Genomic DNA, 12,707 nt, shown 5'->3' on the forward strand with positions numbered 1-12,707 from the left:
GGGTTTCGGTGCTGGAATCGGACGGCAACCCGACGCTGTTGCTGCTGCACGGGGCCGGGCTGGACCGGACGAGCTGGGACGACGTGATCGTCCGGATACCGGGCTTCGCGCGGACGGTCGCGATCGACCTGCCCGAGGTGGAGTACGACCGGGACGCGGTTCCGCTGCTGGCCGAACACGTCGCGGGGCGGATCACGGAGCTGGGGTTGCACCGGCCGCACGTGGTCGGGCACTCGCTGGGGGCTTCCGTGGCGCTCGAACTGGCGTGCCGGGTGCCCGTCGCCGCTGTCACGGGGTTCTGCGCGCTCGGGTTTCACGCTCGGACCGCTGCGTGCGGGATGACGCTGCGGACGTTCGTGCGGGTCGTGCGCGCCGCCGGGCCCGCGGTCCGGCGGCGGTTGGTGGGCAGCCGGGTGTTCCATCGCGCGATCATGTCCGGGTTGTCGGCCCGGCCTTCGGCCATCGAGGCCGCCGTGGTGGCTGCTGACGTGAGTTCTCTTGTGGGTAGTGATCTTGTCGCGTTGACGCGGTTCGCCTGCCGGTACTCGTTCGTGGGGGCTGAGCGGTTGGCTGCGACGCCGGTGAACCTGGTGTGGGCCGGGCAGGATCGGGTGGTGCCCGCGTGCGACGCTCGGCGGGCGGTTCGGGTGCTGCCCCATGCTCGGCACACGGCCATTGTGGACGCCGGTCACCTCGTGATGCGGGACGATCCTGATGGGACTGCCGCTGTCGTGCACGCCTGTCACTCGCAGTTGATGCGTGATCTTCAGCGTCGGACCGGGTGATCCGGGGTTTCCCTCCGTGGGGTCGCTTCGCGGGGTCGCCGCGGGCTTTCCTGGGGTTTTGCATGGGGCGGTAATTGTGCGGTAATCGGTTGGTTGTGTGGGGCTTGTTTCTTTCTTGGGTTCGCGAATTTCGCCGGATCGGGGGAACCACTCGTCTGTGCCGCGCGACTACTCACACGAGACCACTGTGAAAAATTCATGGACAGCGTTGTTCGGATCTCATGTGGTCCATGTGCAGGACGTCACCGCTCCCAATGAGATATCCCAGAGGAAACCTCATGAAAATTTCCCCACAGGTTGGCAAGAAGTTCGGCGTCGTCGTCGAGGGCTTCAACGCGGAGACGGCCTCCGACGAGGACATCGCGGAGCTGAAGAAGACCGTCTACACCAACAAGATCGCCGTCCTGAAGAACCAGGGCCTCGACCCGAAGCAGTTCCTCGCGCTGGGGCAGCGGATGGGTGAGGTCGCCGAGTACTACGAGCCCGTGTACCACCACCCGGAAGTGAAGGAGGTCTTCGTCTCCTCGAACGTGAAGGAGGAGGACGGCAGCCAGATGGGCGTGCCGAAGACCGGCAAGTTCTGGCACTCCGACTACCAGTTCATGCCGCGGCCGTTCGACCTGACGCTGATCTACCCGCAGGTCGTGCCGTCCAAGAACCGCGGCACGTTCTTCATCAACATGGCCGACGCCTACGAGAAGCTGCCCGCCGACCTGAAGGAGGCCGCCAAGGACACCACCGCCACCCACAGCGTGCTGCGGTACTTCAAGATCCGCCCGACGGACGTCTACCGGCCGATCTCGGAGATCATCGAGGAGGTCAACGGCAAGACCCCGCCGGTCACGGACGCCACCGCGATCACGCACCCGCACACGGGCGAGACCATCCTGTACATCAGCGAGGGCTTCACGCTCTCCGTGCAGGACGCCCAGGGCAACGAACGTGCGGACCTGCTGAAGGAGCTGCTCGCGCACTCCGGCCAGCTGGACCGCACCTACGAGCACGAGAACATCCACCTGCAGACCTTCGAGAAGGGCGACATGCTGGTGTGGGACAACCGCACCCTCGTTCACCGTGCGCTGCACACGGCCACCCCGGAGCCCGCCGTTTCCTACCGGGTCACTGTGTACGACAACCCCACGGCGGCATAGCACCTCCAGCGGGACACCGACGGGATTCCAGTTCACTGCCGACGGAATTCCAGTCCACTCTGGAAATCTCGGGCCAGGGAACGGTTCCGGCGGACGCGACTTCGGCCGCGTCCGCCGGACCGGGACATTTCTCGGCACGAGGGGTGATGCAGGCATGGCAGAACGGTTGACTCGCGAGGCCATTCGCGCCGACGTCGCGGCACTGCTGCACCGCGACCCGGACGAGGCGGACGACAAGGAGAACCTTTTCGAAGGCGGGCTGGACTCGATCCGCCTGCTGACACTCCTGGAACGCTGGCGCGAACACGGCGTCGTGGTCAGTTTCGTGGAACTGGCTGAGCAGCCGACATTGGAGCACTGGTTGGAACTCTTGACATCGCGGCAGCCGGCGGTCCTGGATGCCTGAGCACCGCGGTGTGCGGCGGCTCGCGCTGACCGCCGCACAGGAGGGCATCTGGACCGGACAGGAGTTCGATCCGGACAGTCCCGCGTTCAACACCGCCGAGTACGTGGAGATCCACGGACCGGTGGACACCGCCCTGTTCGAGCAGGCCGTGCGCACGGCCGTCGGCGAGACCGACGCGCTCACCGCCTGTTTCGGCACCGACCCCGACGGCCGCGCCTGGCAGGACGTCGGCGCGTGTCCCGAATGGACGATGCACGTGCTCGACGTCAGCACCGCACCCGATCCGGTCGCCGCCGCGCTGGACTGGATGCGTGCCGACCTCGCGGTACCGGTGGACCTGCGGCGCGGACCCGTGTTCGCGCAGGCCCTGTTCCGCACCGGCCCCGACGTCCACCTGTGGTACCAGCGGGTGCACCACATCGCGCTCGACGGGTACGGCCTGTCGCTCGTCGCGCGTCGCGTCGCGGAGGTCTACACCGCGCTCGTCGCGGGTGCCGAGCCGCCGGCGAAGAGCTTCGGGTCGCTCGCCGACGTGGTCGCCGAGGACCTGGACTACCTGGACTCGCCGCGGTTCGCCGCCGACCGCGACTACTGGACCGGCAAGGCCGACGGCAAACCGGCGCCCGTGGTCCTCGCGCAACGGTCCGGTCCGCTGGCGCACGGCGTGGTCCGGGAGAGCGTGGACCTCGACGGCCCGGACCTCGCCACGCTGAAGGATGTCGCAACCGGTGTCGGCGCGACCTGGAGCGAGGTGCTCACGGCCGCGTTCGCCGCCTACGTGCACCGGATGACCGGTGCCGCGGACCTCGTGTTCGCGCTGCCCGTCATGGCGCGGATCGGGTCGGTGTCGCTGCGAGTGCCGTGCATGGTGACCAACGTCGTGCCGCTGTGGCTGACCGTCGACCCCGGCCGCAGCCTCGTCGACCTCACCGGCCAGGTCACGAACGAACTGCGGGCAGGCCGCCCACATCTGCGTTACCGGTACGAACAGCTGCGTCGCGACCTCAAACTCGTCGCCAGCGAACGGAAACTGTTCGGCCCGTCGGTCAACATCATGCCGTTCGACTACGGACTGCGCTTCGCCGGGCACCGCGGCATCGTGCACAACGTCAGCGCGGGCCTCGTCGAGGACCTGGTGCTGCACGTGTACGACCGCGCTGACGGCAACGGCCTGCGGATCGTGGTCGACGCCAACCCCAACTGCTACACGCACGACGAGATCGCCACCCACCTGCGGCGCTTCCTGACCGTCGTGCGCCGCCTCCTCACCGCACCCGAGACCCCCGTCGCCGACGTCGACGTGTTGCTGCCCGGCGAACGCGACACCCTGCTGACCACCTGGAACGACACCGCGCGCGACGTGCCGCCGGTGACCGTCCCCGACCTGTTCGAGGCCCAGGTCGTCGCCACCCCGGACCGCACCGCGCTCGTCGCCGACGGCGGGGTGTTCACCTTCGCCGAGCTGAACCGGCGCGCCAACCGCCTCGCGCGGCTGCTCGTCGAGGAGGGCGCGGCACCCGAGTGCCACGTGGCGCTCCTCCTGCCACGCACGGCCGACGCGATCGTCGCGTTGTTCGCGGTCCTCAAGGCGGGCGCGGCCTACGTGCCGATCGACCCCGACCACCCCGCGCGGCGCATCGCGCTCACGATCGCCGACAGCGCACCCGTCGTCGTGGTCACCACCGAGGCGTTGCGCGAGTCGGCCGGTACCGGCGGGGTCGTCGTGCTGGACGACCCCGCCACCACGCGCCGACTCGACGGACTGTCCGATCGGGACCTGGGCGACGGCGAGCGGCGCGCGCCGTCGATCCCCGCCAACCCGGCGTGCCTCATCCACACCTCCGGCTCGACCGGGACGCCCAAGGGCGTCGTGATCGAGCACAGTGGACTGGTCAACCTGTTCCACCACCACCGCGACACGCTGATCAGGCCGGAGAGCGCGGGCCGGGTCCGCCGCGCCGCGCTGTCCGCGTCGCTGTCGTTCGACACCTCGTGGGAGGGGCTCCTGTGGCTGCTCGACGGCCACGAGCTGCACTTCGTCGGTGAGGACGTCCGCCGCGAACCCGCCGCGATGCTCGACTACGTCGACGAGTGGCGGATCGACTTCCTCGACATCACCCCGACCTACGCCGAGGAGCTCGTCGCGACCGGCCTGCTCGCCGACGACAGGCACCGGCCGGCCGTCATCGCGCTCGGCGGCGAGGCGACCGGGCCCGCGCTGTGGACGGCGTTGCGCGCGGTGCCGGACATCGCGACCTGGAACCTGTACGGCCCCACCGAGTGCACAGTGGACACGCTGCACTGCAGGCTGGCCGACAGCACGACCCCGATCGTCGGCAGGCCCATCGCCAACACCAGGGCCTACGTGCTCGACACGGCACGCGGGCTGGTGCCGCCGGGTGTCGTGGGCGAGCTGTACTTCGCGGGCGCGCCCGTCGCCCGCGGCTACCACGAACGCTCGGACCTGACGGCCGACAGGTTCGTCGACGACCCGTTCGGCGCGCCGGGGGAGCGGATGTACCGCACCGGCGACCTCGCGCGGTGGCGGCCGGACGGCACGCTCGAGTTCCTCGGCCGCGCCGACGACCAGGTGAAGGTGCGCGGCTTCCGCATCGAGCCCGGTGAGATCGAGAGCGTCCTGGCCGGGCACGAGTCGGTGGGCCAGTGCGCGGTGATCGTCCGCGACGGCAGGCTCGTGGCCTATGTCGTCCCGGGTACGGGTACGCCCGAACCGGCTGGGCTGCGGCAGTACGCGGCGCAGCGGCTGCCGGACTACATGGTGCCGCCCGCCTACGTCGTGGTGGACCGGTTGCCGCGCAACACCAACGGCAAGCTCGACCGCGCCGCGCTGCCCGCGCCCAACCCCGCCGCACTGGTCACCGGCAGACCGCCACGGGACCGGCGGGAGGCCGTGCTGTGCGGGATGTTCGCCGAGCTGCTCGGTGTCGACGGAGTCGGGATCGACGACGACTTCTTCTCCCTCGGCGGGCACTCGCTGCTCGTCGGCAGGCTCATCGGCCGCATCCGCGACCACTTCGACGTCCGCCTGGGCATCCGCGCGGTGTTCGAGGCGCCGACGGTCGCCAAGCTCGCGCCGAAGCTCGCCACGCAGACCGACGAGGGCGCCTACGACACGCTGCTTCCCCTGTCCACCAACGGAAGCGAGCCACCGCTGTTCTGCATCGCCCCCGCAACCGGGCTCGCGTGGGCCTACGCCGGGCTGCTGTCCCGGCTGCCCGACAGGCCGCTGTACGGGCTCCAGCTCGTCGGCGCCGACGAGCACGCCGACGTCGCGGAGGTCGCCCGTGACCTCGTGCGGCACATGGAGAAGGTGTGCCCGACCGGGCCGTACCACCTGCTCGGCGCGTCGTTCGGCGGGCTCGTCGCGCACGAGGTCGCGGCACAGCTGGAGGAACAGGGCCACACCGTCGCGCGGCTCGTGTTGCTCGACTCGTACCCGTTCCCGGAGTCCATGCGCGACCACGCCGCCGCGACCGAGGAGGAGTTCGCCGCGTTCGTGCCCGACGCCACGGACCTGGACGCCTTCGACCGGCTCCACCGCACCTACACGCACTGCGCCCGGATCGGTGCCGCCTGGACACCGCGCACGGTCTCGGCCGACGTGCTCCTGTTCGCGGCCACCGAGGACAAGTCGCCGGAGTGGCCAGGACCGGACAGCTGGACGTCCCATGTGGACGGACAGCTGACCGTGCACGAGGTGGCCGCCACACACCACGGCATGACCGAACCGGCAGCGCTCGGGACCGTCGGCGCCGTGCTCGCCGACGACATCGGGCTGAGGAGGGCGTCATGATCACGCGCCGGGAGTGGCTCGGGCTGTGGACCGTGCTCGCCGCCACCTTCATGACCCAGGTCGACGGGTTCATCGTCAACGTGGCCAGCCCGTCGATCCAGCACGACCTCGGTGCCGGCTTCGACCAGATCCAGTTCATCGGCGCCGCCTACGTGATCGCGTTCGGCGCGCTGCTGATCACCGGCGCCCGCCTCGGCGACCGCGTGGGGCACCGGACCGTGTTCCTCTGGGGCGTCGCCGGGTTCACCCTGACCTCGCTGCTCTGCGGACTCGCCCCGAACGCCGAACTGCTCATCGCCGCCCGCTTCCTGCAGGGAGCCACGGCGGCGTTCATGGCGCCGCAGGTCCTGTCCATCATCCGGGCGACCGTGTCGGACACCGAGCAGCGCGCCAAGGCCGTCGGCGTGTACGGCGTCGTGATCGGACTCGGCGTGATCAGCGGCATCGCGGGCGGCGGCATCCTCGTCGACCTCGACATCGCCGGGCTCGGCTGGCGTCCCGTGCTGCTCGTCAACGTGCCGATCGGCCTCGCGATCCTGACGCTCGGCAGGTTGCTCCCGCCGGGGGCCGCGAACCGCGAGAGCCGCCTCGACCTCGCAGGCGCCGCGCTCACCACGGTCGCGCTGCCCGCGCTGCTCGTGCCGTTGATCTTCGGGCCCGGCGGCGCGTGGTGGCTGTGGCTCGGGCTGCCGCTCGCCGCGGTCGTGTTCGCGGTGCTCGCCACCCAGCAGCGGACGCTGCTCGCGGCGGGCGGCGCACCGCTGTTCCCACCGAGGGTGCTGCGTGCCCGCGGCATGCGCCTGTCCCTGCTGACCGTCGCCGCGCTGTTCGCCACGAACTCCGGGCTGTTCCTGGTGTTCACCTACTACCTGCAGACCGGGCTGGGACTGACGCCGTTCGTGGCCGGGCTGATGTTCGTGCCGCTCGGCGTCGGGTTCTCCCTCGCGTCGGCCGCCAACCGGTGGCTCACCGCGCGGGTCAGCGCACCCATCCCGATCATCGGCTGCGCCACCGTCGCCGCCGTCCTGCTCGGCGGCGCCGCGATCACCCAGGCGCCGCAGGACACGCAGCCCGCGCTGCTCGCGGTGATGATCGGGCTCGCCGGGCTCGGGCAGGGCATGGTCGTCCCGCCGCTCGTCGGGGGCATCCTCAGCCGCGTCGAGCCCGCCGACGCCGGCGCCGCCTCCGGCATGGCCACCACCGTCACCCAGCTCGGCCTCGCGCTCGGCGTGGCCGTGGCGGGCGTCTGGTACGGGACGGTGCTCGGCGCCACCCCCGGCGACCCCGGCGTGCCGTTCGACGACCACGCGACGGCGTTCGCCGCCGCCGCCGCGCTGCTCGCCGTGTCGGCCACCGCCACCAGCGTCCTCAACGCCCGCCTGCACCGACTCCCTGCGACCCCGAACGAAGTCCAACCCACGGCGGCACCCGTTGTCGCTTCGACCACCCAGAGGAGCACCTGATGAAGATCAAGCCCGTGCTGGTGGCCATTGGCGCCTTGTGTCTCGCCGCCACGGCCGCGTGCGCCACGACCACCACCGCGGCGGAGCCCGCCGACAACGCCAAGTCGCCCGCGTACCCGGTCACGATCACCAACTGCGGCAAGGAGTACACCTACACCAAGGCGCCGAGCCGGGTCGTGGTCATGAACGGCGGCTCGGTCGCCGAGGTGTCCGCGCTGCTGGAACTGGGCCTGGGCGACAAGATCGTCGCCAACGCCCAGTCCTACGGCGACTCCGAGGTACCCGGCCGCGTCGAGGCCATCAAGGCGCTGCCGACCGGTGACATCGAGCTGAACGAGATGATGGACATCCCGCGCGAGGCCATGATCGGCCTGCGGCCCGACTTCGTGATCTCCACCTACGACGGCGGCTTCCGCGCCGAGGCCGGGTTCGCCACCCGCGACGACCTCGCGAAGATCGGCGCCAACACCTACGCGCCGCAGAGCGCGTGCGGTGAGGTCGGCACGGTCAGCCACAAGCCGACCATCGAGGACAGCTACACCATGCTGCGTGACCTCGGCAAGATCTTCGGCGTCTCCGACAAGGCGGAGAAGATCATCGCCGACTCGGAGGAACGCATCGCCGCGGTCGAGAAGAAGGTCGCGGACGCCGAGAAGCTGAACGCGATGCTGATCATCCCCGGCATGGCGATGGGCGACCAGTTCAGCTCCGTGGGCGACAACGGCATCTGGAACGACATCATGGCCAAGGCCGGTGTCACCAACGCGTTCGCGGGCGCGTCGGAGAACATGTTCGCCAACCCCAGCAAGGAGCAGGTCGCGAAGGCCGACATCGACGCGCTGATCGTCGTGAACTACATGTCGGCCGACCCGGACGCCGACGCGAAGAAGCTGCTGGACCAGTTCCCGCAGTGGGACGCGGCCAAGAACAACCGCTACGTCGTCCTGTCCGACTCGATCTACCTCGGCCCGAGCAACGCCATCGCCGTCGAGGAGATCGCGAAGGCGTTCCACCCGGACGCGTCCTGATGACCGCCACTCCGATCACTCGGCGCCCCGCGCCCCGGCCGCTGAACAAGGCGGCCGGGGCGCGGCCCGCGCCGCTGCACGCGGTGCCGCTGCCGGTGTCGCTGCTCGTGCTGGGTGCGCTGCTGGTCGTGGTGATCCTGGTGGCCGCCGCGGTCGGCTCGGTGACGTTCTCGCTCGGCGACAGCTGGCAGATCGTCCGTGCGCACATCTTCGGCGGCGAGGTCAACCCGGCCCACGACCAGATCATCTGGGAGTTCCGGATCCCCCGCGTGCTGCTCGCCGCCCTGGCGGGCGCCGGGCTCGCGGTGACCGGTGTGGTGCTCCAGGCACTGGTCAACAACCCGCTCGCCGACCCGTTCATCCTCGGTGTGTCGGCGGGCGGCTCGGTCGGCGCCGTGACCGTGATGGCCCTGGGCGCGGGTGCGCTCGGCGGCCTCGGCGTCTCGGGTGCGGCGTTCCTCGGTGCGATGTTCGCGGTCGGCCTGGTGTTCCTGCTCGGGCAGCAGGGCGGCAAGCTCAACCCCATCCGGCTCGTGCTCGCCGGTGTCGTGATCAGCTACGTGTTCACGTCGGTCACGAACTACCTGCAGCTGCAGACCGAGCCGAACAACATGCGGGCGATCATGTTCTGGCTGCTGGGCAGCGTGTCCGGCGCGCACTGGGACCAGCTGCAGGTCGCGGGCATCGTGGTCATCGCGTCCACGTTGCTGCTCACGCTGTACGGCCGGCAGCTCAACGCACTGGTCACCGGCGACGAGTCGGCCACCGCGCTGGGCATCGACGTCAAGCGGCTCCGGCTGATCCTGATCGTGCTGAGCTCGCTTGTCGCCGGGGTGCTGATCGCGGTGGCGGGCGGCATCGGGTTCGTCGGCCTGATGGTGCCGCACCTCGTGCGGCTCACGTTCGGCGTCGACCACCGGCGGCTGCTCCCGCTGGCGGCGCTCGTGGGCGCGATCTACCTGGTGATCGTCGACCTGCTGTCCCGCACCGTCGACCCGCCCAACGAGCTGCCGCTCAACATCCTGACCGCACTCTTCGGCGCGCCGTTCTTCATCTGGCTCATGCGCCGGGATCGGAGCCTGGCTCACTCTTGACCTCCCCTCCGACACGTTCACGTGCGGGAGGTGCCAGCCCTCGCGGGTTGGGTTTCCTGCTTCGACAGTGACCGCACCTGGATACCGAGATGTCTTACGTCACTTCCACAGGCAGACGCCGCCAGCCCGGCGGCCAGAATGTTCTTCGCCGCGTTGATGTCCCGGTCATGCCGGGCGCGGCAGGTCGAGCATGTCCAATGGCGGACACGCAGGTCGAGTTTCGGCCCCAGGTGCCCGCACGTCGAACAGGTCTTGGTGCTGGGCAGCCAGCGGTCGACCACGACAACCGCCCGGCCCCACCTACTGGCCTTGTACTCGAGGAGCTGTCGGAAGGTGCGCCATCCACAGTCCGAGATCGAGCGGGCGAGGCGCCGGTTCCGGACCATGTTCCGAACGGACAGGTCCTCGAGAACGACCAGGTCATGGCTGCGAAGCAGGTGTGTCGAGGTGCGGTGCAGGAAGTCGACCCGGGCGGCTCGCACCTTGCGGTGCGCTCGAGCAACCTTGAGGGCGGCCTTGCGCCGGTTCGCCGAGCCTGGGCGGCAACGCGCCATGCGCCGCTGATAGCGAGCGAGGTTGCGTGCCTTTCGCTCCAGATGATGGGGATTGTGGACACGCTCGCCGCCGGACGTAGTGGCGAAGACGCTGATCCCCAGGTCTACTCCGATCGCCGTCCCGGTGACGGGAAGTGGTGCGAGGTCCGCCGTCTCCACCACGAAGCTGACATACCAGCGTCCGCAAGGGTCGCGGCTGACGGTGACGGTGGTCGGGGAGATGGTGGCTGGGTCCACCGTCGGCCACGACCAGACGAACGGCAACGGCTCGTGAGTCTTGGCCAAGGTCAAGGTTCCACCGCGGTATCGGAACCCCGACCTGGTGAACTCGGCGGACTGCCTGCCGGTTCGAGACTTGAACCGCGGATGGCGAGCGCGCCTGGCGAAGAAGTTCGCGAACGCTCGCTGCTGGGTGCGCAGTACCTGTTGGAGAGGAACTGCGGAGACCTCCTTGAGGAACCTGAACTCCTCGGTTCCTTTCAATTCCGTCAAGAAGGCGTTGGCTTGGGTGAAGGTGGTGGACACGTGGTCGTCGTGCCATCGGGCTCGTCGCCACGCCAGCGTCTGGTTCCAGACCACACGAACGCAACCGAACGTGCGGCTGAGCATCGCGGACTGCTCAGGCGTGGGGTAGGCCCGGCACTTGTACGCGGTGCGCATCGCCACAACCTATCAAGTTCTGCCAGGCCTGCCGCTCGTTGCTCAGACGGCATCCGTTCAACACCGCCAAATGTGGCGGGAGATCGTCCTCGACGCCGAGCGTGTGTGAACGGCGCGCAACTGAAGGAGGGACCACGATGAAACTCAACGTGCGGCAGGTGAGCGTGAGCATCGGCGGGAAGCCGATCCTCCACGACGTGGACCTCGACGTCGCGCCCGGCGAGTTCGTCGGGCTGATCGGGCCGAACGGCAGCGGGAAGTCGACGCTGCTGCGCACGATCTACCGGTCCATGCGGCCGTCCTCGGGCATCGTCCTGCTCGGGGAGCAGGACGTGTGGGGCATGTCCGCCCGCACCGCCGCCCAGCACACCGCGGCGGTGCTCCAGAACAGCCCGACCCCGCCGGGGCTCACGGTGCGGGAGGTGGCCGAGCTGGGCCGCACCCCGCACCACGGCATGTTCGACCGCACCGGCGTGACCGACCGCGAGATCGTGGAGTTCGCGCTCGAGCGGACCGGCATGGCCGGCCACGCGGACCGGATCTACGGGTCGCTGTCGGGTGGCGAACGGCAGCGGGTGCTGCTGGCCCGCGCGCTCGCGCAGGAGCCCAAGCTCCTCGTGCTGGACGAGCCGACCAACCACCTCGACATCCGGGCCCGGTTCGAGCTGCTCGAACTGGTGCACACGGTGGGTGTCACGACGTTGGCCGTGCTCCACGACCTCGACCTGGCCGCCCGCAGCTGCGACCGGCTGGTCGTGCTGGACCGGGGCCGGGTGGTGGCGTCGGGACCGGTGCTGGACGCGCTGACACCCGAGGTGCTGTCCGCGGTGTTCGGCGTGACGGCGGCGACGGAGCGTCACGATGACGGAATTGTCCGGGTTACTTACGGTGCTCGCCCGCTCGCGAGGGCGAGCTAGTTTTGTCACATTGCCGTTAACCGGACGGAATTCTGATCATCATCCGGACGGACGTGCGGACGGGGCCCGCGCACCCGCGTGCGGGCCCCGCGGCGAATTCCGCTCACGCCGCCTTTGTGGGTTTGGTCAGTGGAATTGCCAGCCGCATGCGGTCCGCGGGGCTGTCGTCGGTGTCACGGGTTCGCGCCGCCGCACCCGTGGGCGGGACCGGCGCACGTCGTACCGGCGTCCTCCGGTCGAGCAGCACGACCAGCACGAGCCCGGCGGCGGACAGCAGGTAGGACAGGACACCGCTCGCGTGGCCGGCCAGGTGGCCCCACGACAGCACGCCGACGAACGTGGCGAGCAGTGGCACCAGACCGGCCGGTGGTGAGCGGCGCGCGGCGACCGCGCAGAACGCCACCGCCAGCCCGAGGTGCCACGCCGCGTTCTCGTACGCACCGGTGTCCGCGAACGAGAAGAGCGCCGCCGTGCCCTGCGCGGCACCGACCGCGCCGAGTGCGGCACGCAGCCGGGTGGACGTCGCCGAGCCGCCCGCGGGCACGCGCGCCAGCACGGCGTCCGTGACGTCCGGCCACGCGACCGCGGCCGTGGTCCTGGTCCGCCGGGTGATGAACGCGGCGTTGTCGTACCAGGTCGCGCAGTCGGCGCAGTGCTCGAGATGGCGGTCGGCGGGCAGTCGCGCGTCCTGCGGCCCCTCCTCGTCGTCGAGGCGGGCCGACAGCGCTTCTCGGTATTCTTCGCAGTCCACGTAGTAGTAGTCGGCGAATTCCGGTGGCGAGTTCCAGCGGGTCTTCAATTCGCGGCACGATCCTCGCTGGAGTCGTGATCGTAT

Annotated in this window: 10 protein-coding genes; 8 read left to right on the forward strand and 2 right to left on the reverse strand. The window is 69.9% G+C overall.

The genetic code is table 11. From position 1 onward, the window contains the following. The first annotated feature begins 8 nt into the window (after window positions 1–8). The 7 genes from ACIBVP_RS20085 to ACIBVP_RS20115 all read left to right on the forward strand — a co-directional run bounded on the left by ACIBVP_RS20085 (window position 9) and on the right by ACIBVP_RS20115 (window position 9,741). Complete coding sequence (locus ACIBVP_RS20085) at window positions 9–785, forward strand: alpha/beta fold hydrolase (RefSeq protein ID WP_396107675.1); 777 nt, start codon at window positions 9–11, stop codon at window positions 783–785. Between the two features lie 278 nt (window positions 786–1,063). Next, entirely contained in the window at window positions 1,064–1,936 is an 873-nt protein-coding gene (locus ACIBVP_RS20090) for a TauD/TfdA dioxygenase family protein (RefSeq protein ID WP_396107676.1), read from the forward strand. A gap of 154 nt (window positions 1,937–2,090) precedes the next feature. Further along, window positions 2,091–2,342 carry a phosphopantetheine-binding protein gene (locus ACIBVP_RS20095; protein ID WP_396107677.1) on the forward strand — a complete coding sequence of 84 codons (252 nt, stop codon included), beginning with the start codon at window positions 2,091–2,093 and terminating at the stop codon, window positions 2,340–2,342. Beyond that, complete coding sequence (locus tag ACIBVP_RS20100) at window positions 2,335–6,156, forward strand: amino acid adenylation domain-containing protein (protein WP_396107678.1); 3,822 nt, start codon at window positions 2,335–2,337, stop codon at window positions 6,154–6,156. Before ACIBVP_RS20095 ends, ACIBVP_RS20100 begins: the two co-directional genes overlap by 8 nt. After that, a complete protein-coding gene (locus ACIBVP_RS20105; protein WP_396107679.1) occupies window positions 6,153–7,619 on the forward strand; it encodes an MFS transporter in 1,467 nt (488 codons plus the stop codon). The genes ACIBVP_RS20100 and ACIBVP_RS20105 overlap by 4 nt, the downstream gene beginning before the upstream one ends. Beyond that, window positions 7,619–8,647: an ABC transporter substrate-binding protein gene (locus tag ACIBVP_RS20110; protein WP_396107680.1), complete on the forward strand. Its 1,029-nt coding sequence runs from the start codon at window positions 7,619–7,621 to the stop codon at window positions 8,645–8,647. Before ACIBVP_RS20105 ends, ACIBVP_RS20110 begins: the two co-directional genes overlap by 1 nt. Further along, on the forward strand, window positions 8,647–9,741 hold the full coding sequence (locus tag ACIBVP_RS20115; RefSeq protein WP_396107681.1) for a FecCD family ABC transporter permease: 1,095 nt from the start codon (window positions 8,647–8,649) through the stop codon (window positions 9,739–9,741). Before ACIBVP_RS20110 ends, ACIBVP_RS20115 begins: the two co-directional genes overlap by 1 nt. Before the next feature lie 17 nt (window positions 9,742–9,758). On the opposite strand, the gene ACIBVP_RS20120 is transcribed toward ACIBVP_RS20115, so the two are convergent. Continuing rightward, window positions 9,759–10,955, reverse strand: a complete 1,197-nt coding sequence (locus ACIBVP_RS20120) for an RNA-guided endonuclease InsQ/TnpB family protein (protein ID WP_396107682.1) — start codon at window positions 10,953–10,955, stop codon at window positions 9,759–9,761. A 137-nt stretch (window positions 10,956–11,092) separates the two neighbouring features. On the opposite strand from ACIBVP_RS20120, the gene ACIBVP_RS20125 reads away from it, so the two are divergent. Beyond that, window positions 11,093–11,872 carry an ABC transporter ATP-binding protein gene (locus ACIBVP_RS20125; RefSeq protein ID WP_396107683.1) on the forward strand — a complete coding sequence of 260 codons (780 nt, stop codon included), beginning with the start codon at window positions 11,093–11,095 and terminating at the stop codon, window positions 11,870–11,872. Between the two features lie 103 nt (window positions 11,873–11,975). On the opposite strand, the gene ACIBVP_RS20130 is transcribed toward ACIBVP_RS20125, so the two are convergent. Beyond that, the gene (locus ACIBVP_RS20130) at window positions 11,976–12,671 is read right to left on the reverse strand and encodes a hypothetical protein (RefSeq protein WP_396107684.1); all 696 of its coding nucleotides are present in this window, start codon (window positions 12,669–12,671) and stop codon (window positions 11,976–11,978) included. Between the last annotated feature and the right edge of the window lie 36 nt (window positions 12,672–12,707).

The organism is Actinophytocola sp. NPDC049390, from assembly GCF_044466355.1.
Classification (GTDB): Bacteria; Actinomycetota; Actinomycetes; order Mycobacteriales; family Pseudonocardiaceae; genus Actinophytocola.

Excerpts from the sequence above, each read along its gene's own strand:
- ACIBVP_RS20110 (WP_396107680.1), top strand. The coding sequence starts at position 7,619 with ATGAAGATCAAGCCCGTGCTGGTGGCCATTGGCGCCTTGTGTCTCGCC.
- ACIBVP_RS20125 (WP_396107683.1), top strand. The coding sequence starts at position 11,093 with ATGAAACTCAACGTGCGGCAGGTGAGCGTGAGCATCGGCGGGAAGCCG.
- ACIBVP_RS20120 (WP_396107682.1), bottom strand. The coding sequence starts at position 10,955 with ATGCGCACCGCGTACAAGTGCCGGGCCTACCCCACGCCTGAGCAGTCC.
- ACIBVP_RS20115 (WP_396107681.1), top strand. The coding sequence starts at position 8,647 with ATGACCGCCACTCCGATCACTCGGCGCCCCGCGCCCCGGCCGCTGAAC.
- ACIBVP_RS20095 (WP_396107677.1), top strand. The coding sequence starts at position 2,091 with ATGGCAGAACGGTTGACTCGCGAGGCCATTCGCGCCGACGTCGCGGCA.
- ACIBVP_RS20090 (WP_396107676.1), top strand. The coding sequence starts at position 1,064 with ATGAAAATTTCCCCACAGGTTGGCAAGAAGTTCGGCGTCGTCGTCGAG.
- ACIBVP_RS20100 (WP_396107678.1), top strand. The coding sequence starts at position 2,335 with ATGCCTGAGCACCGCGGTGTGCGGCGGCTCGCGCTGACCGCCGCACAG.
- ACIBVP_RS20105 (WP_396107679.1), top strand. The coding sequence starts at position 6,153 with ATGATCACGCGCCGGGAGTGGCTCGGGCTGTGGACCGTGCTCGCCGCC.